Annotated in this window: 24 protein-coding genes; 19 read left to right on the forward strand and 5 right to left on the reverse strand. The window is 69.4% G+C overall.

The window, feature by feature from the left end; genetic code table 11:
- Window positions 1–30: 30 nt before the first annotated feature.
- Complete coding sequence (gene fabD / locus ACFW16_RS18080; RefSeq protein WP_380307446.1) at window positions 31–981, reverse strand: ACP S-malonyltransferase; 951 nt, start codon at window positions 979–981, stop codon at window positions 31–33.
- A gap of 235 nt (window positions 982–1,216) precedes the next feature.
- On the opposite strand from fabD, the gene rpsF reads away from it, so the two are divergent.
- From rpsF to ACFW16_RS18155, 15 genes are all read left to right on the forward strand, one after another.
- Complete coding sequence (rpsF, locus tag ACFW16_RS18085) at window positions 1,217–1,681, forward strand: 30S ribosomal protein S6 (protein WP_380307448.1); 465 nt, start codon at window positions 1,217–1,219, stop codon at window positions 1,679–1,681.
- Window positions 1,678–1,917: a 30S ribosomal protein S18 gene (gene rpsR / locus ACFW16_RS18090; protein ID WP_026872743.1), complete on the forward strand. Its 240-nt coding sequence runs from the start codon at window positions 1,678–1,680 to the stop codon at window positions 1,915–1,917. The genes rpsF and rpsR overlap by 4 nt, the downstream gene beginning before the upstream one ends.
- 14 nt (window positions 1,918–1,931) lie before the next feature.
- Window positions 1,932–2,516 (forward strand): 50S ribosomal protein L9, encoded by a 585-nt coding sequence (gene rplI, locus ACFW16_RS18095; RefSeq protein ID WP_380307450.1) that lies wholly within the window; start codon window positions 1,932–1,934, stop codon window positions 2,514–2,516.
- Between the two features lie 260 nt (window positions 2,517–2,776).
- Window positions 2,777–5,329, forward strand: coding sequence for a bifunctional lysylphosphatidylglycerol flippase/synthetase MprF (mprF, locus tag ACFW16_RS18100; RefSeq protein ID WP_380307452.1), 2,553 nt, complete (start codon window positions 2,777–2,779; stop codon window positions 5,327–5,329).
- Window positions 5,326–6,765: a virulence factor family protein gene (locus ACFW16_RS18105; protein WP_380307454.1), complete on the forward strand. Its 1,440-nt coding sequence runs from the start codon at window positions 5,326–5,328 to the stop codon at window positions 6,763–6,765. Before mprF ends, ACFW16_RS18105 begins: the two co-directional genes overlap by 4 nt.
- Before the next feature lie 108 nt (window positions 6,766–6,873).
- Entirely contained in the window at window positions 6,874–8,361 is a 1,488-nt protein-coding gene (locus ACFW16_RS18110) for a replicative DNA helicase (protein WP_380307456.1), read from the forward strand.
- A complete protein-coding gene (gene alr, locus ACFW16_RS18115) occupies window positions 8,351–9,469 on the forward strand; it encodes an alanine racemase (protein ID WP_380307458.1) in 1,119 nt (372 codons plus the stop codon). The genes ACFW16_RS18110 and alr overlap by 11 nt, the downstream gene beginning before the upstream one ends.
- Window positions 9,466–10,236: an MlaE family ABC transporter permease gene (locus ACFW16_RS18120; protein WP_380307460.1), complete on the forward strand. Its 771-nt coding sequence runs from the start codon at window positions 9,466–9,468 to the stop codon at window positions 10,234–10,236. Before alr ends, ACFW16_RS18120 begins: the two co-directional genes overlap by 4 nt.
- 5 nt (window positions 10,237–10,241) lie before the next feature.
- Window positions 10,242–11,018, forward strand: coding sequence for an ABC transporter ATP-binding protein (locus ACFW16_RS18125; RefSeq protein WP_380307462.1), 777 nt, complete (start codon window positions 10,242–10,244; stop codon window positions 11,016–11,018).
- 75 nt (window positions 11,019–11,093) lie between these two features.
- Window positions 11,094–11,342, forward strand: coding sequence for an antitoxin (locus ACFW16_RS18130; protein ID WP_380307463.1), 249 nt, complete (start codon window positions 11,094–11,096; stop codon window positions 11,340–11,342).
- Complete coding sequence (locus ACFW16_RS18135) at window positions 11,339–11,761, forward strand: type II toxin-antitoxin system VapC family toxin (RefSeq protein WP_380307465.1); 423 nt, start codon at window positions 11,339–11,341, stop codon at window positions 11,759–11,761. Before ACFW16_RS18130 ends, ACFW16_RS18135 begins: the two co-directional genes overlap by 4 nt.
- A 45-nt stretch (window positions 11,762–11,806) precedes the next feature.
- A complete protein-coding gene (gene radA / locus ACFW16_RS18140; RefSeq protein ID WP_380307467.1) occupies window positions 11,807–13,243 on the forward strand; it encodes a DNA repair protein RadA in 1,437 nt (478 codons plus the stop codon).
- Between the two features lie 31 nt (window positions 13,244–13,274).
- Window positions 13,275–13,946 (forward strand): CvpA family protein, encoded by a 672-nt coding sequence (locus ACFW16_RS18145; protein WP_380307505.1) that lies wholly within the window; start codon window positions 13,275–13,277, stop codon window positions 13,944–13,946.
- Window positions 13,947–14,053: 107 nt separating this feature from the next.
- Window positions 14,054–15,520 (forward strand): amidophosphoribosyltransferase, encoded by a 1,467-nt coding sequence (purF, locus tag ACFW16_RS18150; protein WP_380307469.1) that lies wholly within the window; start codon window positions 14,054–14,056, stop codon window positions 15,518–15,520.
- Between the two features lie 4 nt (window positions 15,521–15,524).
- Window positions 15,525–16,244, forward strand: coding sequence for an SDR family NAD(P)-dependent oxidoreductase (locus ACFW16_RS18155; RefSeq protein ID WP_380307471.1), 720 nt, complete (start codon window positions 15,525–15,527; stop codon window positions 16,242–16,244).
- A gap of 94 nt (window positions 16,245–16,338) precedes the next feature.
- On the opposite strand, the gene ACFW16_RS18160 is transcribed toward ACFW16_RS18155, so the two are convergent.
- From ACFW16_RS18160 to ACFW16_RS18175, 4 genes are all read right to left on the reverse strand, one after another.
- Window positions 16,339–17,460: an alpha/beta hydrolase-fold protein gene (locus ACFW16_RS18160; protein WP_380307473.1), complete on the reverse strand. Its 1,122-nt coding sequence runs from the start codon at window positions 17,458–17,460 to the stop codon at window positions 16,339–16,341.
- Between the two features lie 119 nt (window positions 17,461–17,579).
- Entirely contained in the window at window positions 17,580–18,473 is an 894-nt protein-coding gene (mmsB, locus tag ACFW16_RS18165) for a 3-hydroxyisobutyrate dehydrogenase (protein WP_380307475.1), read from the reverse strand.
- Between the two features lie 212 nt (window positions 18,474–18,685).
- Entirely contained in the window at window positions 18,686–19,753 is a 1,068-nt protein-coding gene (locus ACFW16_RS18170; protein WP_380307477.1) for an enoyl-CoA hydratase/isomerase family protein, read from the reverse strand.
- Between the two features lie 19 nt (window positions 19,754–19,772).
- A complete protein-coding gene (locus ACFW16_RS18175) occupies window positions 19,773–20,912 on the reverse strand; it encodes an acyl-CoA dehydrogenase family protein (protein ID WP_380307479.1) in 1,140 nt (379 codons plus the stop codon).
- 118 nt (window positions 20,913–21,030) lie between these two features.
- Between ACFW16_RS18175 and ACFW16_RS18180 the strand changes: the two genes are divergently transcribed.
- From ACFW16_RS18180 to ACFW16_RS18195, 4 genes are all read left to right on the forward strand, one after another.
- On the forward strand, window positions 21,031–21,429 hold the full coding sequence (locus tag ACFW16_RS18180; protein ID WP_380307481.1) for a heme-binding protein: 399 nt from the start codon (window positions 21,031–21,033) through the stop codon (window positions 21,427–21,429).
- Between the two features lie 93 nt (window positions 21,430–21,522).
- Window positions 21,523–22,344, forward strand: a complete 822-nt coding sequence (locus ACFW16_RS18185; RefSeq protein ID WP_380307483.1) for an ABC transporter ATP-binding protein — start codon at window positions 21,523–21,525, stop codon at window positions 22,342–22,344.
- Window positions 22,341–24,254 (forward strand): long-chain fatty acid--CoA ligase, encoded by a 1,914-nt coding sequence (locus ACFW16_RS18190; RefSeq protein ID WP_380307485.1) that lies wholly within the window; start codon window positions 22,341–22,343, stop codon window positions 24,252–24,254. The genes ACFW16_RS18185 and ACFW16_RS18190 overlap by 4 nt, the downstream gene beginning before the upstream one ends.
- Window positions 24,255–24,258: 4 nt before the next feature.
- Window positions 24,259–25,152 (forward strand): branched-chain amino acid ABC transporter permease, encoded by an 894-nt coding sequence (locus tag ACFW16_RS18195; protein ID WP_380307487.1) that lies wholly within the window; start codon window positions 24,259–24,261, stop codon window positions 25,150–25,152.
- The last annotated feature ends 44 nt before the right edge of the window (window positions 25,153–25,196 follow it).

The following is a 25,196-nucleotide window of genomic DNA, read 5'->3' on the forward strand; positions in this document are numbered from 1 at the left end:
GTCTCATTCCTTGTGCTGCGGCCCCGTGTTTCAGGCGCCGGTCGATGCGATCCAGGCGTCGATCTCCTCGGGCGTCTGCAGCGACACTGCGGCGAGGTCGCGATCGATGCGCTTGGCGAGGCCGGCCAGCACCTTGCCGGCCCCGAGCTCGACCAGTTCCTGCACGCCCGCGGATTTCATGTAAAGCACGCTCTCGCGCCAGCGCACGGTGCCGGTCACCTGCTCGACCAGCAGGCGGAGGATCTCGTCCGGCGCGGTCACCGGGGCGGCGGTGACGTTGGCCACCACCGGCACGGCCGGCGCCTTGATCTCGACCTCCGCCAGCGCCGCGCGCATCGCCTCGGCCGCCGGCGCCATCAGCGGGCAATGGAAGGGGGCACTGACGGGAAGGAGGATGCTGCGCTTGGCGCCGAGCTCGGCCGCCAGGGCCATCGCCCGCTCCACCGCCGCCTTGTGGCCGCTGACCACAACCTGGCCGGGGGCGTTGTCATTGGCCGCGGCGCAGATCGAATCCGCGGTCGAGGCACGGGCGGCGACGTCGCGCGCCTGGTCGAGGTCGAGGCCCAGCAGCGCCGCCATGGCGCCGACGCCGACCGGCACCGCCTTCTGCATCGACCGGCCGCGCAGGCGCAGCAGCCGGGCCGCGTCGGCGACGCTGACCGCCCCGGCCGCGGCCAGGGCCGAGTACTCGCCCAGGCTGTGGCCGGCGACGAAGCCGGCGAAATCGGCCAGCGACTTGCCGGACCGCTCCGCCACCGCCCGCGCCGCGGCGACCGAGGCCGCCATCAGCGCCGGCTGGGCGTTCTCGGTCAGGGTCAGCGTCTCGATGTCGCCGCCGAACATCAGCTCGGACAGTTTCTGGCCCAACGCCGCATCGACCTCGGCGAAGACGTCGCGGGCGGCGGCCGACCCTTCGGCCAGCGCCTTGCCCATGCCGACAGCCTGGCTGCCCTGTCCCGGAAACACGAAAGCGCGCGCCATGGCGGCGATCCCCGCATCACAATGAGGGCGCTGGTCTTAGAGCCTCGCCACTGCAAGTCAAGCCTGATCGATGATACAGGGTTCCGATCGTGCTTGATCTTCGGCCGCTCCTGAGTATAGTGCGCGGCTTCGTCGATGCTCCTTGCCGGCCGCACGGCATAGCGGTCGGCTTTGGCATGGGCGGCTGGCGGTCCGCCGCACAGCGCCATGCCGGGAACAGCCATAAGGAGTCACCATGCCACTTTACGAGAGCGTGTACATCGCGCGGCAGGACGTGTCCGCCGCGCAGGTGGAGGCCCTGACCGAGGGCTTCACCGCCATCCTCACCGAGAATGGCGGCAAGGTCACCAAGACCGAGTATTGGGGCCTGAAGAGCTTCGCCTATCGGATCAAGAAGAACCGCAAGGGCCACTACGTCCTGCTGAACATCGACGCCCCCGCGGCCGCCGTGGCCGAGATGGAGCGCCTGATGGGCATCAACGAGGACGTGCTGCGCACCCTGACCCTGCGCATGGACGTCCTCGAGGAAGGCCCCTCGGCGATGATGCAGAGCCGGGCCGGCCGGGACCGTGACGGTCGCGACCGCGATGGCCGGGGCGACCGTGACGGCCCCCGCGGCGATCGCGACCGTGGCGAGCGCCGGGACCGTGGCTTCGGCGCCCCGCGCGAACAGGCCGAAGGTGAAGGAGCCCAGGCATGAGCGCGATGGGTGCACGCCGTCCGTTCTTCCGCCGCCGGAAGACCTGCCCGTTCTCCGGCGCCAACGCGCCGAAGATCGACTACAAGGACACCAAGCTGCTGGGCCGGTTCATCTCCGAGCGCGGCAAGATCGTCCCGAGCCGCATCACCGCGGTCTCGGCCAAGAAGCAGCGTGAGCTGGCCCGCGCCATCAAGCGCGCGCGCTTCCTCGGCCTCCTGCCCTACATCGTGAAGTAAGGGGAGGTTCAGCCATGGAAATCATCCTGCTGGAGCGGGTCGAGAAGCTCGGCCAGATCGGCGACGTGGTGAAGGTGAAGCCCGGCTTCGCCCGCAACTACCTCCTGCCGCAGAAGAAGGCGCTGCGCGCGACCAAGGCCAACCTGGCCGTGTTCGAGAAGCAGCGGGCGCAGATCGAGGCCAACAACCTCGAGGCCAAGGGCGAGGCGCAGACCGTCGCGGGCCGGATGGACGATGTGCAAATCGTCGTCATCCGCCAGGCCGGCGATACCGGCCAGCTCTACGGCTCGGTGTCGGCGCGTGACATCGCCGAGGCCCTGACCGAGGCCGGCTACACCGTCTCGCGCGGCCAGGTCGCGATCGAGCAGCCGATCAAGACCCTGGGCCTGGAGAAGGTCCGGATCCGGCTGCACCCCGAGGTCAGCGTCATCGTCACCGTGAACGTCGCCCGCTCGGCCGAAGAGGCCGAGATGCAGCGCCAGCGCGGCGGCATGGTCGTCGCCTCGGTCCTCGAAGAGGAAGAAGCGGCGGCCGAAGCCGCTGCCGAGGCCGCCATCGCCGAGGCCGAGACCGAGAGCACCGAGGGCGAGCCGGCGTAACCGGCTCTCGCCGGTCAGTATCGAGAGGGCGCGGATCTTCGGATCCGCGCCTTTTTCTTGAGGCGCGCCCGTCCTCGACGGATGACGCAACCTAAACTGCACGTTGCAAACTCTTAACGTGATCCCGGGACCGGGCGGGACTAGCGTCCGGCCGATCCGGTGCAATTGAGTTCCCCTCCATGTCCACGGTACAGCCGCAGGCGGTTTCCGTTCCGACTGTCGACGCTGCCGGCGTCACCGGCGACGTGACCCTTCGGCCCATGCATCAGCGTCTGAAGCCGGCCCTGCTGACGATCATCACCCTGCTGCTGTTCGCCGGCGCCGCCTATGCGATCCGGCAGGAGCTGGCGGCGATGAGCTGGCACGACCTGATCGTCCGGATCCGTGCCCTGCCCTGGACTTCGGTCGGCCTGGCGCTGCTCGGCACCGTCGGCAGCTTCATCGCGCTGATGGGTTACGACTGGTCGGCGCTGCGCTATGTCGGCGCCCGGGTGCCGCTGCGGACCATGGCCCTGGCCAGCTTCTGCGGCTACGCCGTCGGCAACACCATCGGCGGTCTCGTCACCGCCAGCTCGGTGCGTTACCGCGTCTACACCGCGACCGGGCTGGAGTTCGGCGACATCGCCAAGGTCGCCGGCTTCTGCGCCCTCGCCTTCGGCTTCGGCATCGCCACGGTCGGCGCCGCGGGAATGCTGCTGCAGCCGCATCTGCTGACCCGGGCGCTCGGCATCCACAGCGGCTGGACCACCGCCGCGGCCGGCATCGTCCTGGCCGGCGCCGCGCTGTTCCTGCTGCTCTGCGCCCTGCGCCGGCCCGGCCAACCGTTCCTCGGTCGGATCCCGCTGCCCAGCTTCGGCATCGCCACCGGCCAGCTGGTGATCTCTACGGTCGAGCTGCTGTTCGCCGGCTTCGCCTTCTGGGTCCTGCTGCCGCATGGCAGCGTGCCGTTCGGCGCCTTCTTCGTCGTCTTCGTCGTCGCCACCGTGGCCGGCATCCTCAGCCATGTGCCGGGCGGCGTCGGCGTGTTCGAGTCGGTGATACTGCTCGGCCTCGGCTCCGTGCTGCCGCCGCAGGCCATCGCCGCGGCGCTGGTCGTCTACCGCGCGGTCTATTTCCTGATCCCGGTGATTCTGGCCGTGGGGATCCTCGCCAGCGCCGAGACCGCTCGGACCTTGAGCCGGCTGCAAAGCCACGCCCCGACCCGGCTGACGCTCGACGTCGCCGGCCGGCTGATGCCGTCGGTGATGGCGGCGCTGATCTTCGTCGTCGGCACGCTGCTGCTGATCTCGGCCGCCACACCGACGCTGAAGAGCCGCTTCGAGATCCTGGAGACCCTGCCGGTCGCGGTGGTCGAGCTGTCACACATCCTCGCGGCGGTCACCGGGCTGGCGCTGCTGGTCGTCGCCTGGGGCCTGTTCCGGCGGCTGATCGCGGCCTATTGGCTGACCCTGCTGCTGCTCGCGGTCAGTGCCGTCCTGGCCCTGGGCAAGGGCTTCGCCTGGCGCGAGGCGCTGCTGCTGCTGCTGTGCCTCGTCATCATGCTGCCCTGCCGGGAGGAGTTCTGGCGCCGCTCCGCCCTGTTCGACCAGCCGATGACCCCGGGCTGGCTGATCGCGCTCGGCAGCGTCGTCGGCGGCATGGCCTGGCTGACCTTCTTCTCCTTCCGCCACGTCGCCTATGCCAACGACCTGTGGTGGACCTTCGAGATCCATGAGGAAGCGTCGCGCGCCCTTCGGGCCATGGTCGCGGTCAGCCTGCTGGCGACGCTGTACGGCCTGTGGCACCTGGTCCGGGCCCAGCGCGGCCGGATGGCGGCGCCGACCGCGGCCGAGCTCCACCAGGCCGAGCAGATCCTGCGGCAGCAGCCCCGTGCCGAGGCCAATCTGGTGCGCATGGGCGACAAGGCGCTGCTGTTCTCGGACAGCGGCCGCGCCTTCCTGATGTATGCCATCCAGGGTCGCACCTGGGCCGCGCTGGGCGACCCGGTCGGCGCGCGCGAGGACTGGCCGGAGCTGATTTGGCGCTTCCGCGAGATGACCGAGGCCACCAGCGGCCGCCCCGCCTATTACGGCGTCCGGGCCGAGACCCTGCCGCTCTATCTCGACACCGGCATGACCCTGTCGAAGCTGGGCGAAGAGGCGCGGGTGCCGCTGCGCGACTTCACCCTGGAGGGCGGCAGCCGCAAGAAGGCGCTGCGCTATGCCCTGTCCCGCGGCGAGAAGGACGGGCTGAGCTTCGAGATGGTGCCGGCGGGTACCGGCACCGGCCTGATCGGCGAGCTCGCCGCCGTCTCCGACGACTGGCTGCACAAGCAGGCGGCCAAGGAGAAGCGGTTCTCGCTCGGCGCCTTCATCCCCGGCTACGTCCACGGCTCGCCCACGGCCCTGGTGCGCGAGAACGGCCGGCTGGTGGCCTTCGCCACGCTGATGGTGACGAACGAGAAGAGCGAGGTCGCCATCGACCTGATGCGGCACACCGAGGCGAATTCCAAGCTGGTGATGGAGTTCCTGATCACGAAGCTGATCGTGCACTTCAAGGACCAGGGCTACGAGACGCTCAGCCTCGGCATGGCGCCGCTGTCGGGCCTGGAGAGCCACCCGCTGGCGCCGCTGTGGCACCGCATCGGCCGCTTCGTCTATCGCAGCGGCGCCCGCTTCTACAATTTCGAGGGGCTGCGCACCTTCAAGCAGAAATACGACCCGGTGTGGGAGCCGCGCTATCTGGCAACGCCGAGCGGCCTGGCCCCGGCCCTGGCGATCTCCGACATCGCGGCGCTGATCGGCGGCGGGATCAAGGGGCTGGTGGCACGATGAAACGTACCTCCTGGCTGGCCGCCGCCGGGCTGGCGGTGACGGCCGGGGTCGCCCTGGCCGCCGCGGCCTGGCTGATCCCCGACCAGCGCGCCTCGGCCGCGCCGACGCGCAGCTATGACGGCGGCACCCTGGGCTCGGTCCGGCTGTGGCAGCCGGAGGGCCAGCCGGGCTCCATGGTCTTCCTGTTGTCGGACGACACCGGCTGGAGCCCGGAGTTCGACACGGCGGCGCAGCGGCTGCAGGGCAGCGGCGCCTTCGTCGTCGGCGTCGACCTGAAGAGCTATCTCGACGGGCTGGAGCACGGCGACGACGAGGACTGCCATTCCCCGGCCGGCGATTTCGAGGATCTGAGCCAGCGGCTCGAGCGCGAGTTCAAGTTCTCCGCCTACCACGCCCCGATCGTGATCGGCCGGGGCCAGGGCGCGACCATGGCCTACGGCGCGGTGGCCCAGGCGGCGGCCAAGACCACGATCGCGGGCGGCGCCAGCATCGGCCCGCTGCCGCCGCTGAAGACGAAGCTGCCGCTCTGTTCCGGGCCGGCCGACACGCCGGTAGCGACGGCGGCCCCGGGCGGCGGCTTCACCTATGGGCCGCAGCCGCATATTCCGGGCTGGTGGCGCATCGGCGTGCAGCAGCCGGACGCAGCTGCCAGCGATCTCGCCGCGGCCTCTGGCGGCGAGGTCGTGACGCTGCCGAAGGACGCGCCGCTGGCCGACCAGGTGGTGACGATGCTGCACCAGGACGCGCCGGCGGACGCCGATGCCTCCGCCGTCAGCAGCCTGCCGCTGGAGGAGCTTCGCGCCGCCGGCCCGTCGCCCACCCTGGCGATCGTCTATTCCGGCGACGGCGGCTGGCAGGATCTCGACAAGACCATCGGCGAAGCCCTTCAGAACAAAGGGGTTTCTGTCGTCGGCGTCGACAGCCTGCGCTATTTCTGGAGCCAGCAGACGCCGGATCAGACGGCCAAGGACCTGGCCCATATCATCGACCATTACGGCAAGGCCTGGGGCGCCCAGCGGGTGATCCTGATCGGCTATTCTTTCGGTGCCAATGTCCTGCCCTTCGCCTACAACCGGCTGCCGGCGGCCGAGAAGGCGAAGATCGACCAGATCAGCCTGCTGGGTCTGGCCGAACGGACCGACTTCGAGATCCGCGTCACCGGCTGGCTCGGCGTCAGCGCCGATGACGACGCGCCGCCGGTCGCGCCGGAGCTGAAGTCGATCGACCCGGCCCGGATCCAGTGCTTCTACGGCGAGGAGGAGGACGACACCGTCTGCCCCACCCCCGCCATGGCCGGCGCCGAGGTGATCAAGACCACCGGCGGGCACCATTTCGACGGCGACTATGACAGCCTCGCGCGCACCATCATGGACGGCGCCGCGAAACGGCAGCAGGCGAACCTTTCGCCATCGACAACCAAAACGACAACCCCCTGATCCGACGACCGGATTCCGGTTGTCCACAGATTCGCTCACAATCCGGCCCCGATATCCACAGCGGGGCATGGCTGGCGATGCACCGACCGGCTGCGGTAGGGTGGGTCGATGGAGAAGTCGCGTCCCGAATCCCCCCTCACCCTCGTTCACAGCGCCGACCAGATGGCGAGCCCGACCTACCGGCGGATGCCGGCGAACGAGGAGGCCGAGCAGGCGCTGCTCGGCGCCATCCTGGCCAACAACGCCGCGCTGGAGAAGGCGTCGGACTTCCTGCGGCCGGAGCATTTCTACGTGCCCGCCCATGGCCGGATCTACGGCGCGGCGCTGCGACTCGCGGAGCAGAACCGGGTCGCCGACCCGATCAGCCTGAAGCAGTATTTCGAGACCGACAACGAGCTGGAGGGCGTCGGCGGCGCCCAGTACCTGACCGACCTGGCGGCCAGCGTGGTCTCGGTGATGAACGCCGAGGACTACGCCCGGACCATCTACGACCTGTCGCTGCGGCGGCAGCTGATCCTCGCCGGCGAGGAGATCGTCAACGACGCCTACAAGCTCGACAACGAGATGGACGGCCCCGCCCAGATCCAGGAGGGCGAGGAGAAGCTGTACCGGCTGTCCAGCTCGGGCGTGCTGCGCAAGGATTTCGAGCCGTTCGGCGACGTCCTGGCGCGCGCGGTCGACGCCGCCGGCAAGGCGCTGGAGCGCGACACGCCGCTGACCGGCGTGACCACCGGCCTGGCCGAGATCGACAAGATGATGGGCGGCATGCAGCCCTCGGACCTGATCGTCCTGGCCGGCCGGCCGGGCATGGGCAAGACCGCGCTGGCCACCAACATGGCCTTCAACGCCGCCACCGCCTATCTGCGCAAGCACGGCAAGGAAGGCGCCGTGGTCGGCTTCTTCTCGATGGAAATGTCGGCCGATCAGCTGGCCGTCCGTATCCTGTCCGAGGTCGCCGAGATCGCCTCGGAACGGATCCGCAAGGGCGACATGAAGCGGTCCGACTTCCCCCGCGTGGTCGAGGCGGCGAACCTGATCCGGCAGACGCCGTTCTTCATCGACGACACCGCCGGCGTTTCGATCAGCACCTTAAGAACCCGCGCCATGCGCCTGAAGCGGCAGCATAATCTCGGTATGCTGGTGGTCGACTACATCCAGCTGATGAGCGCTGGCGGCTCGAAGAAGACCGACAACCGGGTGCAGGAGATCTCGGAAATCACCCGCGGCCTGAAGATCCTGGCCAAGGATCTCAGCATCCCCGTCATCGCCCTGTCCCAGCTGTCGCGCCAGGTCGAGAACCGCGAGGACAAGCGGCCGCAGCTCTCCGACCTGCGCGAATCCGGCTCGATCGAGCAGGACGCCGACGTGGTCATGTTCGTCTATCGCGAGGCCTACTACCTGTCGAAGGGCGAGCCGCCGGAGGGCACGCCGGAGCACCAGGACTGGATGGCGGCGATGGACCGGGTGCACAACGTGGCCGAGGTCATCGTCGCCAAGCAGCGCCATGGCCCGACCGGCACTAGGCGGCTGCACTTCGAGGGCCAGTACACCAAGTTCTCCAACCTGCAGTCCGATCCCAGCTTCGATGACCAGTGAGGCGGCGGCGCTCGGCCGGGCCGGCGCCCTGCTGACCATCGACCTCGACGCCATCGCCGGGAACTGGCGCCGGCTCCAGGCGCGGGGTGGCCCGGCGGAATGCGGCGCCGTGCTCAAGGCCGACGGCTACGGCCTCGGCGCCGCCCCGGTCGGCCGCGCCCTGTTCGCCGCCGGCGCCCGCAGCTTCTTCGTCGCACATCTGGAGGAAGGGATCGCCCTCAGGACGGTGCTCGACGAACCCCGCATCGTCGTCCTCAACGGCCTGCTGCCGGGCCTGGCCGCCGACTACAGCGCCCACGACCTGATCCCGGCGCTGAACGATCCCGGCGAGATCGCCGCCTGGGCCGGGCACGCCCGGGCGCTCGGCACCGCCCTGCCCGGCTTCGTCCATCTCGACAGCGGCATGAACCGGCTCGGCCTCGTGTCCCAGGACCAGGACCGGCTGGCTGCCGACCCGAGCAGCCTCGATGGCATTGAACCGATCACCTGGATGACGCACCTCGCCTGCGCCGAGGAGCCAGGCAATCCGATGAATAAGGCGCAACTCGACCGCTTCCGCCGGGCGGTGGCGGCGCTGCCGAAGGCGCCGGTCAGCATCGCCAACTCCTCCGGCATCTTCCTCGGCCGCAGCTTTCATGGCGACCTGACCCGCCCCGGCGCCGCGCTCTACGGCATCAACCCGACGCCGGGCCGGCCGAATCCGATGGCGGATGTGGTGCGGCTCGAGGCCCGGATCCTGCAGACCCGCCGCGTTGACACCCCCATGACCGTTGGATACGGTGCCGCGCACCGCGTGGAGGGTCCGGCCAGGCTCGCGACGATCGCCGTGGGCTATGCCGACGGGGTCCCGCGGGCCGCCAGTGGTCGCGGCGCCGTGCGCATCGCAGGCTTCACCGCGCCGATCACCGGCCGCATCTCGATGGATCTGATCACGGTGGACGTGACCCACATTCCCGAAACGCTGGCCGCGCCCGGCGCGCTGGCCGAGATCCTCGGCCCGGAGCTGCCGCCCGACCGGCTGGGCGAGAGCGCCGGCACCATCGGCTACGAGATCCTGACCAGCCTGGGCCGGCGCTGCGCCCGGCGCTATCTCGGCGGCGCCGAATGAACTTCCTCGCCACGATCGGGCGCACCTTCCTGGCCTTCCTCGCCGCGGTCGGCCGCCTCGCGCTTTTCACCCTGACCGCGCTGGCGCAGTGCCTGCGGCCGCCCTTCTACCCGCGGCTGTTCCTGCGCCAGATCATCGACATCGGCTACTACTCGCTGCCGGTGGTCGGGCTGACGGCGCTGTTCACCGGCATGGTGCTGGCGCTGCAGACCCAGGCGGGCTTCGCCCGCTTCGGCGCCGGCGGCTTCGGCGCCAGCGTCGTCCTTTTGTCGGTGGTGCGCGAGCTGGGGCCGGTGCTGGCCGGGCTGATGGTCGCCGGCCGCATCGGCGCCTCGATGGCGGCCGAGATCGGCACCATGCGGGTGACCGAGCAGATCGATGCCCTCAGCACCCTGTCGACCAACCCGTACAAGTACCTGGTGGCGCCGCGGCTGATCGCCGGGCTCTTGATGCTGCCCTGCCTGGTGATCGTGGCCAACATCATCGGCGTGTTCGGCGGCTTTCTGATCAGCGTCTACCGTCTGGGCGACAACCCCTCGGCCTATATGACGGCGACCTGGCAGGCGCTCGAGGTCGAGGACGTCGTGCTCAGCCTGCTCAAGGCCGCGGCCTTCGGCTTCGTCGTCGCGCTGATGGGCTGCTACCACGGCTACAATTCGCGCGGCGGGGCCCAGGGCGTCGGCGCGGCCACCACCAATGCGGTGGTCTCCGCCTCGATCCTGATCCTGCTGTTCGACTTCATGATCACCGGCCTGTACGTGGGGTGACGGCGATGGCGGCGACCCCCAAGATCCGTCTGGAGAGCGTGCAGAAGGCCTTCGGCCCGAAGCAGGTGCTGCGCGGCATTGACCTGGAGATCGCTTCCGGCGAATCCCTGGTCGTCATCGGCGGCTCCGGTACCGGCAAATCGGTGCTGCTGAAGTCGATCGTCGGCCTGATCCGCCCCGACCGTGGCCGAATCCTGATCGACGGCACCGAGACCACCCAGCTGTCCGGCGGCGACCGGGTCGACCTGATGAAGCGCTTCGGCATGCTGTTCCAGGGCGCCGCGCTGTTCGACAGCCTGTCGGTCTGGGAGAATGTGGCCTTCGGCCTGATCCAGGGCCGCGGCGAGTCCCGCAAGCGGGCCAGGGAGATCGCGGTCGACAAGCTGGCCCAGGTCGGCCTCGGCCCCGACGTCGCCGCGCTCACCCCGGCCGAGCTGTCCGGCGGCATGCAGAAGCGCGTCGGCCTGGCCCGCGCCATCGCGGCGGAGCCGGAGATCATCTTCTTCGACGAGCCGACCACCGGCCTCGACCCGATCATGGCCGACGTGATCAACGACCTGATCGTGAAGTGCCGCCGCGACCTCGGCGCCACCACCCTGTCGATCACCCATGACATGGCCAGCGCCCGCAAGATCGCCGACCGCATCGCCATGATCTATGAGGGCCGGATCATCTGGGCCGGGCCGGCGGCGCAGGTGAACGACTCCGGCAATCCCTATGTCGACCAGTTCGTGCACGGCCGCGCGGACGGGCCGATCCAGATGCAGGTCCGGGTGTCCTGACGTCGCCTCGGCGGTCTTGCGGCTCTCCGGTCTGGATGATATCTACTAGTGGTAGATATCATTTGGAGGCGCGTCATGTCGAAAACCGGAACCGCCCGATTGTTCCGACATGGACGCAGCCAGGCTGTGCGCCTGCCCAAGGAGTTTCGCCTGCCCGGCGAAGCCGTCCGTGTCACTCGCGTCGGCAACGGAGTGCTTCTGGAGCCTATTGAAACTGACATCGAGGCTTGGTTCGCCAGCCTGGATCGCTTTGCCGAAGAGCCTTTCATGCCGGATGGTCGGGAGCAGCCCACGATGCCGATCGACAAGATCGACCTCGAATGATGCTCTGCCTCGACACCAATGTCGTGATCGGCATCCTCAATGGGCGGCCGGAGGCGGTGCGACGAAATCTGGCTGCGGCGTTTGCAGAGGGTGAGCGGATCACCGTCTCATCCATTGTGCTGTTCGAGCTTTGGTACGGCGCAGCAAAAAGCGGACGCCCTGCCCTGAATACAGAACGGATCAAGACTTTCCTGGCTGGGCAGATCGAGATCCTGTCCTTCGAGCCGGAAGATGCAAAGGAGGCCGGGACTCTGCGCGCCGCCCTGGAGAAAGCGGGCACTCCCATCGGACCGTTCGACGTGCTGATCGCTGCCCAGGCATTGCGGTGGCAGGCAGCGGTCGTCACCGCGAACGCAGGTGAGTTCGACAGGGTGCCGGGGCTCGTGCGGCTCGACTGGTCTCGGGACCGGGACGGATGAGAATGCAACGCCTTTCCGTTCGGCTCCTCCGATAGGCCCCTGCCCATGGCGAAGAACGCGACCCGCTACATCTGCCAGAACTGCGGCGCCAGCTTCCCGCGCTGGGCCGGGCGCTGCGAGTCCTGCGGCGAGTGGAACACGCTGGTCGAGGAAGTGGTCGAGGCCGCGCCGAAGGCGTTCGGCGGGGCCAAGGCCGGCGGGGGCCGCGCCATCGCGTTCACCGATCTGGCTTCGGCGACGATCGACGAGCCGCGCTGGCGCAGCGGCAACGACGAGTTCGACCGCGTCTGCGGCGGCGGCGTCGTCCCCGGCTCGGCCATCCTGATCGGCGGCGACCCCGGCATCGGCAAGTCGACCCTGCTGCTGCAGGTGTTGTGCCGCCTGGCCGGCGGCACCGAATGCGCCTATGTCTCGGGCGAGGAGGCGGTCGACCAGATCCGCATGCGGGCCCGGCGCCTGGGCCTGGCCGACGCGCCGGTCCGCCTCGCCGCCTCGTCCAATGTCCGCGACATCATCGCCGCCATGGACCGGCCGGACGGGCCGAAGGTCGTGGTGATCGATTCGATCCAGACCATGTTCCTGGAGGCGCTGGAGAGCGCGCCGGGCACCGTCGCCCAGGTCCGTGCCTCGGCGGCCGAGCTGATCCGCCACGCCAAGCGCCGCGGCACCGCCCTCCTGATCGTCGGCCACGTCACCAAGGACGGCGCCATCGCCGGCCCGCGCGTGCTCGAGCACATGGTCGACACCGTGCTCTATTTCGAGGGCGAGCGCGGCCATCAGTTCCGCATCCTGCGCGCGGTGAAGAACCGCTTCGGCGCGACCGACGAGATCGGCGTGTTCGAGATGACGGATGGCGGCCTGGCCGAGGTGTCCAACCCGTCCGAGCTGTTCCTGGCCGACCGCAGCGGCGACGTCTCCGGCGCCGCGGTCTTCGCCGGGCTCGAGGGCACCCGGCCGGTGCTGGTCGAGATCCAGGCCCTGGTCGCGCCCTCGTCGCTCGGCACCCCGCGCCGCGCCGTGGTCGGCTGGGACAGCGCCCGCCTGGCCATGGTGCTGGCGGTGCTGGAGGCGCGCTGCGGCGTCGCCATCGGCATGAACGACGTCTACCTCAACGTCGCCGGCGGCCTGCGCATCGCCGAGCCGGCGGCCGACCTGGCGGTGGCGGCCGCCCTGCTCTCTTCCCTCACCGGCGTGCCGGTGCCGCGCGACACGGTGGTGTTCGGCGAGATCGGCCTGTCCGGTGAGATCCGCGCCGTGGGCCAGGGCGATGCGCGGCTGAAGGAAGCCGCGAAGCTTGGATTCGCCGCCGCGATCGTGCCACAAGGTCACCCGAAGCGGGGCCGCGCCGCCAGCCGCGACGCGTCGCCGATCGAACGGCGCAGCATCGCCCGGCTGGAGGAGCTGGTGGCCTTGTTCAGCACCAACGGGCGCGGCGCGTCAGCAGGCCGCCGCAGGAGTTTCGAGGAGACCGATCCTGGATAGCCTTCCCATCGCCGCCGGCGACATCGCGATCCTGATCATCCTCGCCATCTCGGCCTTCCTGGCGCTGGCGCGCGGCTTCGTGGCCGAGGTGCTGTCGATCGCCGGCTGGCTCGGCGCCGCGCTGGTGACCTTGTGGACCTTCGGCGACGCCAAGCCCTATCTGCGCCAGTACATCGAGATGCAGCTCCTGGCCGACATCCTGACCGGGGTCGGCATCTTCGTCGTGGCACTGGTGATCTTCTCCACCATCAGTCACCTGATCGCGCGGGTGGTGAAGGGCTCGGCGCTCAGCGCCGTCGACCGCTCGCTCGGCTTCGTCTTCGGCGTGGTGCGTGGCGCCGTGCTGGTCTGCCTCGCCTATCTGCTGCTGACCTGGGTGTTCCCCGAGACCCGGCGGCCGCCCTGGCTGGAGAACGCACGAATGCTGCCTTGGGTGCAGGCCGGCGCCGAGTACCTGAAGAGTCTGGTGCCGCAGGAGGCGCTGGCCGGAGCGATCGACAAGGCCAAGCAGGAGGCCCCGGCCCTGGCGCCGCAGACGATCACCGACCCGATCGGCAGCCTGCTGAACCAGAACCAGGCCCCGGCGCAGCCGCAATCACAGCCAGCCCAGCCCCAACCAGCGCAACCACAGCCGGCCCAGCCGCCGGCTTCCGCTCCGCCTGCCCCGGCCGTCACGCCGACACACCCGACGCAGGCGCATTAGGCCCCCCCGTCGAACGCGGGTGCAACCGGTGGCGGTTGACATTATATAGGCGCCAGACGTCTCAATGGCGCCGATGGCGCCCAGGGCCCAGGACCCTCCGCAGCGGCATGCTGACGACCGATCCCTTCGACCTCTACGGCGACACGCTCCGTGAGGAGTGCGGCATCTTCGGCATCATGGGGCATCCCGAGGCCGCCGCGATGACCGCGCTGGGGCTGCACGCGCTGCAGCACCGCGGCCAGGAGGCCTGCGGTATCGTCTCGCATGACGGCGAGCAGTTCTATGTCCACCGCGCCAACGGCCTGGTCGGCGACGCCTTCTCGTCGCAATCGGTCGTCGGCCAGCTCAAGGGCAATGCCGCGATCGGCCATGACCGCTACGCCACCACCGGCGGCGCCGGCCTGCGCAACGTCCAGCCGCTGTTCGCGGATTTCGAGTTCGGCGGCTTCGCCATCTCGCACAACGGCAACCTGACCAACGCCGGCCGGCTGCGGCACCAGCTGGTCAGCCGCGGCTGCCTGTTCCAGTCGACCTCGGACACCGAGGTGTTCCTGCACCTGATGGCGACCGCCCGCGGCGGCAACGTGATCGACCGGCTGGTCGAGGCGATGCGCCAGGTCGAGGGCGCCTATTCGCTGATCGCCCTGTCGCCCGAGCACGTCATCGGCATCCGCGACCCGATGGGCTTCCGCCCGCTGGTGCTGGGCAAGCTGGAGACCGCGTCCGGCACCAGCCATGTGCTGGCGTCGGAGACCTGTGCGCTGGACATCATCGACGCCGAGTTCATCCGCGACGTCGAGCCGGGCGAGATGGTGGTGCTGACCGCCGACGGCATGACCAGCTTCAAGCCGTTCCAGCCGGCCGAGCGCCGCTTCTGCATCTTCGAATACATCTACTTCGCCCGGCCCGACAGCGTGGTCGAGGGCTCCTCGGTCTACGAGGCGCGGCGGCGGATCGGGGCCGAGCTGGCGGTCGAATCCCCGGTCGAGGCCGACGTCATCATCCCGGTGCCGGATTCGGGCGTGCCGTCGGCCATCGGCTTCGCCGCCCAAAGCGGCGTGCCCTTCGAGCTCGGCATCATCCGCAACCACTATGTCGGCCGCACCTTCATCGAGCCAACCGACCAGATCCGCCATCTCGGCGTGCGCCTGAAGCACAACGCCAACCGGGCGATGATCGAGGGCCGCCGGGTGGTGCTGGTCGACGATTCGATCGTGCGCGGCACCACCAGCCAGAAGATCGTGAAGATGGTGCGCGCGGCCGGCGCCAAGGAGGTCCATATGCGGATCTCCAGCCCGCCTACGACCAACCCCTGCTTCTACGGCGTCGACACGCCGGAGAAGTCGAAGCTGCTGGCGCACAACTACTCGGTCGCGCAGATGGCGGCGCTGATCGGCGTCGACAGCCTGGCCTTCATCTCGATCGACGGGCTGTACCGCGCCATGGGCGCGCCGAAGCGGGCCGGCAACGCGCGGCAGTTCTGCGACGCCTGCTTCACCGGCGACTATCCGACGCCGCTGACCGACCATACGGCGGCGCCGCGCCGCAGCTCCGCCCTCTCCGAGCGCGTCTGACCTGATGGCCGAGACCACGAGGCCTCTGGAGGGGCAGATCGCGCTCGTCACCGGTGCGTCGCGCGGCTTCGGCGCCGCGGTCGCGGTCCGGCTCGCCGCCGCCGGCGCCCATGTTGTCTGCGCCGCCCGCACCGTCGGCGGGCTGGAGCAGACCGACGACGCCATCAAGGCCGCGGGCGGCAGCGCCACGCTGGTGCCGATGGACCTGTCGAAGTTCGAGCAGATCGACCTGCTCGGCGGCTCGCTGGCCCAGCGCTTCGGCAAGCTCGACCTGCTGGTCGCCAGCGCCGCGATGCTCGGCCATCTCGGGCCGGTCGCCTACAGCGACGAGAAGGTCTGGGCCCGCGTGCTCGACCTCAACCTCAACGCCAATTACCGGCTGATCCGCTCGGTCGACCCGCTGCTGCGCGCCGCCGAGGCGCCGCGCGCGGTCTTCGTCACCGACCGCATTGCCCGCAGCGGCATCGCCTATTGGAGCGCCTACGCCGTTGCCAAGGCCGGGCTCGACACCCTGGCCGGACTTTATGCGGCGGAGACGGCGAAGACGCCGCTGCGCGTGGCGCTGTTCCATCCCGGCCCGATGGCGACCCGCCTGCGCGAGCAGGGCTTCCCGGGCGAGGCGCCCGGCGCCCAGCCGGCTCCCGACGACGCCGCCGACCGGCTGCTCGCCCGGCTCCTGGCCGGGGAAGGGCTCGCCTCCGGCAAGGTCGCGGACTGGGACTGATCATCGCGTAGGTTGGGTTCGCGACCGCGAACCCAACATCGATCCGCCGTCGGGGTGTTGGGTTCGCCCAAGGCGAACCCAACCTACGATCCGGTCAGCCCTTGAAGATCTTCTGCAGGAAATCGGCCAGCGAGGGGCGCCACACCGCCATCTCGTGATAGAGGCCGGGATAGTCCTTGTAGTCGTAGCGGATGCCGGCGGCGTCGAGGTCCTTGCGCAGCCCGGCGATGTCCTTGCCGGTGATGGTGTCGTCGCTGCCGACCGTCACGGTGAAGGCCTTCAAGCTGGCGTTCACCTTGGCCGGATCGGCCAGCGCCTTGGCGATGCCGGCGTCGGGCACGGTGGTCTGAGAGACGCCGCTGAAGGTCGCCAGCCAGGCGAAGGTGCCGAGGTGGCCGAGGCCCGAGACCAGCGCCTGGTAGCCGCCCTGGGACAGGCCGGCCAGCGCCCGCCCCGACGCGTCGGTGCGGACCCGGTAATGTGCCTCCATATACGGGATGATGTCCTCGATCAGCTCGCGGTCGGCCGCGGCGGCGTTCGCCGGATAGAAGGTCTGGCGCCGGGTCGCGCCCGGGAAGTCCTCCGGCACCGCGGCAGGGATGTCGGCCTCCGTGTCCGGGATCACCACGATCATCGGCGCGATCTTCTTCTCGGCCAGCAGATTGTCGAGGATCTGCGGCGCCCGGCCCTGGGTGACCCAGGACCACACCGTGTCGCCGAAGCCGTGATAGAGGTACAGCACCGGCAACGGCGCCGAGCCGTCGCCATAGCCCGGCGGCGTCCACACCAGCATCTGCCGTTCGGAGCCCAGCGCCTTGCTGGTCAGGGTCACGACCCGCAGGTCGCCATGCGGCACCGGCCGGGTGTCGACGATGCTGCCCGGCACCAGGACCAGGCTGGTGTTGACCTGGCGCTGCGGCTTCGGCGCGGCGGTGCCGATGTCCGTGGCGCGGAAGCCGTCGACGTTGAAGTAGTATTCGTAGAGGTCGGGCGCGACCGGGCCGACGGCGACGCTCCAGACGCCGCGCCCGTCCTTGGTCATCGGCGTCGCCTTGGCCTTGGCCGGGTCCATCGACCCGAACACGACCGAGACCGCCTTCGCCTCGGGCGCGAACAGCCGGAAGGTGATGCGGCGGTCCGCTTCGACCCGGGTGACGAAGTCGCGCAGCGGCTGGTCGGTCGGCGGCAGGGCGGGAATGCCGGGATCGGCGGCCATCGACGGCGCTCCACTCAGCGACAGGACAAGAACGGCAACAGACGCGGAAATCTTGCGCACCGGGTCCCTCCCGAGTCGTTGGGCTTCGATTATGCCCGACGAACCGAAGGGAACCGGCGCTACTTCTCGCCGGAGATCATCTTGAAGATGCCGGAAAAGTCGGTCTCGGCCGCGCCCTCGTTGACGAACAGGGTGTAGAGGGCGGCCGCCGCGGCGCCGAGCGGCGTGGCGGCGCCGGCCGCCTGGGCCGCGGCCTGCGACAGGCGCAGGTCCTTCAGCATCATCGCCGCGGTGAAGCCGGGCTTGTAGTCGCGATTGGCCGGCGAGGTCGGCACCGGCCCCGGTACCGGGCAGTATGTCGTCAGCGACCAGCACTGGCCGGAGCTCTTCGACGACACGTCGAACAGCTTCTGCCGCTCCAGCCCCAGCCTGTCGGCCAAAGCGAAGGCCTCGGACACCGCGATCATCGAGATGCCGAGCACCATGTTGTTGCAGATCTTCGCCGCCTGGCCGGTGCCGGCGCCGCCGGTGTGGATGACGGCCTTGCCCATCGCCTGCAGCACCGGCTCGGCCCGGCCGAAAGCCTGGTCCGGGCCGCCGACCATGAAGGTCAGGGTGCCCGCCGCGGCGCCGCCGGTGCCGCCCGAGACCGGCGCGTCGACCATGGCGAAGCCGCGGGCCGCCGCCTCCTTCCCGATCAGGCGCGCGCTGTCGACATCGATGGTCGAGCAGTCGATCAGCAGCGCCCCCGCCGGTGCATTGGCGCAGACCCCGTTCTCGCCGAGATAGGCCTCGCGGGCATGGACGCCGGTCGGCAGCATGCTGACCACGACCTGCGCGTCCTCCACCGCCGCGGCGATCGACGGCTTGGCGGCGATGCCTTCCTTCGCCACCGCCTCGCGGACCGAATCCACCGGGTCGAAGCCGGACACGCGATGCCCGGCCTTCACCAGGTTCAACGCCATCGGCCGGCCCATGTGGCCGAGCCCGAGAAAGGCGATACGCAGCGACATAGCGTTCCTCCCAACCAGGCGTGGACCGCCTGTCCTGTGGTTCGATCGGCCTGTTCCTGCCATCTAGAACAGGAATCTGCCTAATAGAGCTGTCATGCCCGGGCTTGACCCGGGCATCCAGAAAATGTCGACGCCCTCTGGATTGCCGGGTCAAGCCCGGCAATGACAATAGAGGGACAACCCCGATCGGAAGATCCTGTCACGATCATTCTTCAGTCGAAGCTCAGCTCGCGGCCGGGCAGCGGCTGGAAATAGGCCGCCACCGCGGCGTCGTCCACCTCGGCCAGCGTCGCCGGCCGCCAGGTCGGGTCGCGGGTCTTGTCGACCAGCTGCGCCCGCACGCCTTCGAAGAAGTCCGGCTTCGCCAGGAAGCGGTGGACCATGCGGTACTCCATCGCCGCCACCGCGTCGTAGATCATGGTCTTGCCCTGGCGGATCTGGCGCAGCGTCACCTTCAGGCTGGTCGGCGACCCGGCGCGGATCTGCGCCGCCGCGGCCTGGGCCCATTCGCCGGCCTCCGCGTCGAGCGCGGCCAGGATCTCCTCCACGGTGTCGCGGCCGAAGCAGCGGTCGATCGCCGGACGCAGCGGCGCCAGGGCCGGCGCGCCGGGATCGGCGGCGAAGCGCTGCAGCACCGCCTCGGCCACCAGCCCGCCATTGCCGATCCAGCCGGCATCGGCCAATGCCGCAACCAGGTCGTCGACCCGGGCCGAGGCGACATGATGCGTTCCCATCCGGCTGAAGAGCATGTCGGCGGCGCCGATGCGACCGCCGGTCAACGCCAGATAGGTGCCGATCTCGCCCGGACAGCGCGACAGGAACCAGCCGCCGCCGATGTCCGGGAACAGGCCGATGCCGCATTCCGGCATGGCGCTCAGCGTCTTTTCGGTGGTCACCCGGTGCGAGCCATGCACCGACAGGCCGAGGCCGCCACCCATGGTCACGCCGTCCAGCAGTGCGATCCAGGGCTTCGGGAAATGGTGGATGGCGTGGTTCAGCCGGTACTCGACCCAGAAGAAATCCTGCTCCCGGTCGCCGCTCGGCACGCCGCTCTGCGGCCCCCGCTCATACACCGCGCGGATGTCGCCGCCGGCGCAGAAGGCGCGGTCGCCGGCGCCGCGCAGCACCACGGCGTGCAGCCCCGGATCCTCCGCCCACTCCGCCATCCGCGGCAGCAGCGCCCGGCACATGCCCAGCGTCAACGCGTTCAGCGCCTTCGGCCGGTTCAGCGTCACGATGGCGATCGGCCCCTCGCGGTCGATCAGGATCTCGTCGGTCATGGCAGTATCTTCCGGCCCGTCACTCCGCCAGCAGGCGCCGGGCCACGATCAGGCGCATGATCTCGTTGGTGCCTTCCAGGATCTGGTTGACGCGGACGTCTCGCAGGAAGCGCTCCACCGGATACTCCTTGATGTAGCCGTAGCCGCCGTGCAGCTGCAGCGCATCGTTGCAGATCCGGAAGCCGGCGTCGGTGGCGAAGCGCTTGGCCATGGCGCAATGCTGGGTCGCGTCCGGGTCGCCCCGGTCGAGCGAATCCGCGGCGCGGTGGATCATCAGCCGGGCCGCGTCCAGGTCGATCGCCATGTCGGCCAGCTTGAACTGCAGCGCCTGGAACTCGGCGATCTTGCGGCCGAACTGGCTGCGCTGCAGCATGTGGCCGCGCGCCGCCTCCAGGCAGGCGCGGGCGCCGCCGACCGAGCAGGCGCCGATGTTCACGCGGCCGCCTTCCAGCCCCTTCATCGCGAAGGTGAAGCCCTGCCCTTCCTCGCCGAGCCGATTGGCGACAGGGACGCGGCAATCCTCGAAGATCACCATGGTGGTGACCTGGCTGTTCCAGCCCAGCTTCTTCTCCTTCTTGCCGAAGGACAGGCCGGGCGTGCCCTTCTCGACCACGATCGCGGAGATGCCCTTCGGCCCCGCCTCCCCGGTCCGCACCATCACGACATAGATGTCGGAGGTCGAGCCGCCGGAGATGAAGGCCTTGGAGCCGTTCAGCACGTAATGGTCGCCGTCGCGCACCGCGCGGGTGCGCAGCGATGCGGCGTCGGAGCCGGAGCCGGGCTCGGTCAGGCAGTAGCTGGCGAAGCGCTCCATCGTCATCAGCGACGGCAGGAAGCGCGCCTTCAGTTCCTCCGACCCGAAGCTGTCGATCATCCAGCCGACCATGTTGTGGATCGAGATGTAGGCGGCGGTGGAGACGCAGGCCGCCGACAGCTCCTCGAACACGATGGCGGCGTCGCGCCGGGTCAGGCCGCTGCCGCCATGCGCCTCGCCGCAATAGATGCCGGCGAAGCCCAGCGCCGCGGCCTGGCGCAGCGTGTCGACCGGGAAGATCTGCTCCTCGTCCCAACGGGCGGCATGGGGCGCCATCTGCTCCACGGCGAAGGCGCGCGCGGCATCTCGGATGGCGTCTTGTTCGGCGGTCAGCGTGAAGCTCATGGAATGAGCGTGGCCGCAACCGGTCCCGGGATCAAGGGGCAGCGTGTACGATTCTTTCGCGCTGCGGCGGGCGGCTTCGAGACTGCTATGCTGGACCGCCGACTCCCGGGAGACCGCCATGCCCGACTTCGCCCCTGCCCTCGCCGAAGCCCAGGCCGTGCTGGCGGCCGCCCTGGCCGAGGCCGGGCGACGCGAGCAGCAGATCGCGGCGGTTGTGGTGGATCGCGGCGGCCACATCGTCGCCGCGGCGCGGATGGACGGCGTCGGCCACCTGACGCTGGAGATCGCCCGGCGCCGGGCGGCCGCGGCGCTGCATCTCGGCGAGCCGACCCGCGATCCCGCCCTGCGCCTCACCCGCGACCCGGCCGAGGCGGCGCAGTTGGCCGGGTTGTGTGAGATCCTGGTGCAGCCCGGTGGCTTTCCCTGGCGCGACGCCGGTGCCGTTGTCGGCGCCCTCGGCATCGCCGGCGCCGAGGACGACCACGCCATAGCCGATATCGCCATCGGCGTCCTGTAGACGTTTTGCCGATTGCCTTTCCCGGCGCTTCCACGACATTGATATTGCAAGGCACCCGCCAGAGGTGCCCGACGCGAAACAGGGGGAGAGAGCATGCAGGCTGCGGCCGTGCCGCCCGCACCGGGAGATGCGCTTCTGACCGCGGACTCGGTCAGCCTCGCCTTCGGCGGGGTCAAGGCCCTGACCGATGTCGGCTTTGCCGTCCGCCGCGGCGAGCTGTTCTCGATCATCGGCCCGAACGGCGCCGGCAAGACCTCGATGGTCAACTGCATCTCCGGCCGCTACAGCCCGACCGCCGGCCGCATCCACTACAATGGCCGCGACATCACCCGGCTGAAGCCCAGCGCCCGGGCCGAGCTCGGCCTCGGCCGCACCTTCCAGAACCTGGCCCTGTTCGCGCATATGTCGGTGCTCGACAACATCATGGTCGGGCGCCACCACCTCTTGAAGAACAACGTGCTGACGGGCGCGCTGTGGTGGCTGGGCGGCGCCCGGCAGGAGGAGTTGCGGCACCGACGCGCGGTCGAGGAGATCATCGACTTCCTCGAGATCCAGCATGTCCGCCGCGCCCTGGCCGGCACCCTCTCCTACGGCCTGCGCAAGCGGGTGGAGCTGGCCCGCGCCATCGCGCTGAAGCCCGACCTGATCCTGCTGGACGAGCCGATGGCCGGCATGAACCTCGAGGAGAAGGAGGACATGGCCCGGTTCATCGTCGACCTGAACGCCGAATGGGGCATGACGGTGATCATGATCGAGCACGACATGGGCGTGGTGATGGACATCTCGCACCGCGTCATGGTGCTGGATTTCGGCCGCAAGATCGCCGAGGGCACGCCCGAGGAGGTGCTGGCCGACAGCCATGTCCGCCGCGCTTATCTCGGCGAGGTCGATGACGGTGCGGAGGCGGCGGCTTGACCGACGCCGCGTTCGACACCTTCCCCAAGCTGCTGGCCCGCAACGCCGCGCAATGGCCGGGCGAGGTGGCGCTGCGCGAGAAGGATTTCGGCATCTGGCAGGAGATCACCTGGGCCGGCTTCCACGCCCGGGTGCGCGACTTCGCCCTGGCGCTGCGCGCCCTGGGCATCGGGCCGGGCGCGGTGGTCGGGCTGATCGGCGACAACCGGCCGGACTGGGTGGCCGGCCAGATCGCCGCCCATGCCGCCGGCGCCATGAGCCTGGGCCTCTATCGCGACGCGCTGGACGAGGAGGTGGCCTATCTGATCGGGCACGCCTCGGTCGCGATCGTCCTGGCCGAGGACGAGGAGCAGGTCGACAAGCTGCTGGGCCTGGGCGATCGCATCCCGAGCGTCCGGCACATCGTCTATTCCGACCCGCGCGGCATGCGGAAATACGAGGATCCGCGGCTGCTGCCGGTCGAGGATTTCATCGCGCAGGGCGCCCCGCTGCTGGCGGCCGATCCCGGCCTCTACGACCGCATGGTGGCGGAGACGCGCGGCGAGGATGTCGCGGTGCTGTGCACCACCTCCGGCACCACGGCGCATCCGAAGCTGGCCATGCTGTCGGCCGGATCGGTGATCCGGCACACCGCCAGCTATCTGGCGGTCGACCCGCAAGGGCCGCAGGACGAATACGTCTCGGTGCTGCCGCTGCCCTGGATCATGGAGCAGGTCTACGTCTTCGGGAAGGCGCTGCAGTGCCGGATGGTGGTGAACTTCGTCGAGGAACAGAGCACCAGCTGGGCCGATTTCCGCGAGATCGGCCCGACCTTCGTGCTGCTGGCGCCGCGGGTGTGGGAAGGCTTGGCCGCCGATGTCCGTAGCCGGATGATGGACGCGTCCTGGCTCAAGCGTCGCTTCTTCGACCTCGGAATGAAGATCGGACTGAAAGCTCTTGATCGTAAGAAGAAATCAGCGCTCGCCAAGATCCTGCTCTTCGCCGCTTTGCGCGACCGGCTGGGCTTCGCCCGGCTGCGTTCGGCCGCGACCGGCGGGGCGGCGCTGGGGCCGGAGACCTTCCGCTTCTTCCTCGCCATGGGCGTGCCGCTGCGCCAGCTCTACGGCCAGACCGAGCTCCTGGGCGCCTACACCATCCATCGGCCGGGCGACGTCGACTTCGACACGGTCGGCGTCGCCTTCGACGACAGCGTCCAGCTGCGGATCGAGGCGCCGGACCAGAACGGCGTCGGCGAGATCGTCACCCGCCACCCCAACATGTTCCTCGGCTACTACCGCACCGAGGAGGCCGCCGACCTGCGCGACGGCTGGCTGGCGACCGGCGATGCCGGCTATGTCGACGGCAAGGGCCACCTGGTCGTGATCGACCGGATGAAGGACTTGTCCACCACCAGCGGCGGCGACAGGTTCAGCCCGCAATACATTGAGAACAAGCTGAAATTCTCGCCCTATGTCGGCGAAGCGGTGATCCTCGGCCATGGCCGGCCGGACCTGGCGGCGATCATCTGCATCCGCTTCCCGATCGTCTCGAAATGGGCGGAGAAGAGCCGCATCGCGTTCACCACCTACACCGACCTGTCGGCGCGGGGGGAGGTCTACGGCCTGATCCGCCGCGAGGTCGAGACGGTGAATGCCGGCCTGCCGGAGGCGCAGCGCATCCGCCGCTTCCTGCTGCTGTACAAGGAGCTGGACGCCGACGACGGCGAGCTGACCCGCACCCGCAAGGTGCGCCGCGGCGTGATCGGCGAGAAATACGGCGACATCATCGACGCCATCTATCGCGGCGACCCGGCGATCCCGGTCGACACCACCATCGCCTTCCAGGACGGCACCCGGCAGCGGATCCGCACCACGCTCAAGGTGGTCGACCTCGCGCCCGGCCGCGCCGGGCAGCGCCACGCGGCGGAGTGAGCCCATGAACCTCACCTTCCTGTTCCAGCTCCTGGTCAACGGCGTGATCGTCGGCACGCTCTATGGCGTCGTCGCCATGTCCTTCGTGCTGATCTACAAGGCCAGCCGGGTGGTGAACTTCGCCCAGGGCGAGTTCCTGCTGATCGGCGCCTGGATCTGCTGGTGGGTGCTGACCAAGTACCAGGTGCCCTTCGTTCTGGGCTTCGCCATCACCCTCGCCTTCATGCTGGTGTTCGGCATCCTGCTGCAGGTGGTGGTGCTGCGGCCCTTGATCGGCGAGCCGGTGATCTCGGTGATCATGGTCACGATCGGGCTGTCGCTGGTGTTCCAGCCGCTGATGGCCTGGATCTTCGGCGTCTCGGCGCAGCCCTTCCCGCCGGTGTTCGAGACCCGGTCGGTCGACATCCTCGGGCTGCAGGTGCAGACCGTCTACATCCTGTCGATGGCGATCAGCCTGTTCATCATGGGCGGCTTCGCCTGGTTCTTCAAATTCTCGCGCATGGGGCTGGCGATGCGGGCCACCGCCTTCGACCAGCAGGTGGCGCAGTCGATGGGCATCTCGGTACGCCAAGTCTTCGCCATGGCCTGGGCGATCTCGGCCATGGTGTCGTCGGTGGCCGGCATCGTGGTCGGCGTGGTCAACGGCGTGTCCTCCGCCCTCTCGGTCTTCGGCATCAAGGTGTTCCCGGCGGTGATCCTGGGCGGGCTCGACAGCGTCGTCGGCGCGGTGCTGGGCGGGCTGATCATCGGCGTGCTCGAGCATTTCGCCCACTGGCTGGACGTCACCTTCCTGGGCTGGGGCAACATGCTGAAGATCGCGCCCTTCTACGTCCTGATCGTGATCCTGATGATCAAGCCCTACGGCCTGTTCGGCACCCGCGACATCGAGAGGGTGTGAGGATGAAGTTGCCCTCCGCCCTCCCCCTTACTGTCATGCCCGGG

It is taken from the genome of Inquilinus sp. NPDC058860 (genome assembly GCF_042743185.1).
Classification (GTDB): Bacteria; Pseudomonadota; Alphaproteobacteria; order DSM-16000; family Inquilinaceae; genus Inquilinus.

What these genes read in the sequence shown, in the direction of transcription:
- fabD (WP_380307446.1), bottom strand. Translation starts at nt 981, where the DNA reads ATGGCGCGCGCTTTCGTGTTTCCGGGACAGGGCAGCCAGGCTGTCGGC.
- rpsF (WP_380307448.1), top strand. Translation starts at nt 1,217, where the DNA reads ATGCCACTTTACGAGAGCGTGTACATCGCGCGGCAGGACGTGTCCGCC.
- rpsR (WP_026872743.1), top strand. Translation starts at nt 1,678, where the DNA reads ATGAGCGCGATGGGTGCACGCCGTCCGTTCTTCCGCCGCCGGAAGACC.
- rplI (WP_380307450.1), top strand. Translation starts at nt 1,932, where the DNA reads ATGGAAATCATCCTGCTGGAGCGGGTCGAGAAGCTCGGCCAGATCGGC.
- mprF (WP_380307452.1), top strand. Translation starts at nt 2,777, where the DNA reads ATGCATCAGCGTCTGAAGCCGGCCCTGCTGACGATCATCACCCTGCTG.
- ACFW16_RS18105 (WP_380307454.1), top strand. Translation starts at nt 5,326, where the DNA reads ATGAAACGTACCTCCTGGCTGGCCGCCGCCGGGCTGGCGGTGACGGCC.
- ACFW16_RS18110 (WP_380307456.1), top strand. Translation starts at nt 6,874, where the DNA reads ATGGAGAAGTCGCGTCCCGAATCCCCCCTCACCCTCGTTCACAGCGCC.
- alr (WP_380307458.1), top strand. Translation starts at nt 8,351, where the DNA reads ATGACCAGTGAGGCGGCGGCGCTCGGCCGGGCCGGCGCCCTGCTGACC.
- ACFW16_RS18120 (WP_380307460.1), top strand. Translation starts at nt 9,466, where the DNA reads ATGAACTTCCTCGCCACGATCGGGCGCACCTTCCTGGCCTTCCTCGCC.
- ACFW16_RS18125 (WP_380307462.1), top strand. Translation starts at nt 10,242, where the DNA reads ATGGCGGCGACCCCCAAGATCCGTCTGGAGAGCGTGCAGAAGGCCTTC.
- ACFW16_RS18130 (WP_380307463.1), top strand. Translation starts at nt 11,094, where the DNA reads ATGTCGAAAACCGGAACCGCCCGATTGTTCCGACATGGACGCAGCCAG.
- ACFW16_RS18135 (WP_380307465.1), top strand. Translation starts at nt 11,339, where the DNA reads ATGATGCTCTGCCTCGACACCAATGTCGTGATCGGCATCCTCAATGGG.
- radA (WP_380307467.1), top strand. Translation starts at nt 11,807, where the DNA reads ATGGCGAAGAACGCGACCCGCTACATCTGCCAGAACTGCGGCGCCAGC.
- purF (WP_380307469.1), top strand. Translation starts at nt 14,054, where the DNA reads ATGCTGACGACCGATCCCTTCGACCTCTACGGCGACACGCTCCGTGAG.
- ACFW16_RS18155 (WP_380307471.1), top strand. Translation starts at nt 15,525, where the DNA reads ATGGCCGAGACCACGAGGCCTCTGGAGGGGCAGATCGCGCTCGTCACC.
- ACFW16_RS18160 (WP_380307473.1), bottom strand. Translation starts at nt 17,460, where the DNA reads ATGGCCGCCGATCCCGGCATTCCCGCCCTGCCGCCGACCGACCAGCCG.
- mmsB (WP_380307475.1), bottom strand. Translation starts at nt 18,473, where the DNA reads ATGTCGCTGCGTATCGCCTTTCTCGGGCTCGGCCACATGGGCCGGCCG.
- ACFW16_RS18170 (WP_380307477.1), bottom strand. Translation starts at nt 19,753, where the DNA reads ATGACCGACGAGATCCTGATCGACCGCGAGGGGCCGATCGCCATCGTG.
- ACFW16_RS18175 (WP_380307479.1), bottom strand. Translation starts at nt 20,912, where the DNA reads ATGAGCTTCACGCTGACCGCCGAACAAGACGCCATCCGAGATGCCGCG.
- ACFW16_RS18180 (WP_380307481.1), top strand. Translation starts at nt 21,031, where the DNA reads ATGCCCGACTTCGCCCCTGCCCTCGCCGAAGCCCAGGCCGTGCTGGCG.
- ACFW16_RS18185 (WP_380307483.1), top strand. Translation starts at nt 21,523, where the DNA reads ATGCAGGCTGCGGCCGTGCCGCCCGCACCGGGAGATGCGCTTCTGACC.
- ACFW16_RS18195 (WP_380307487.1), top strand. Translation starts at nt 24,259, where the DNA reads ATGAACCTCACCTTCCTGTTCCAGCTCCTGGTCAACGGCGTGATCGTC.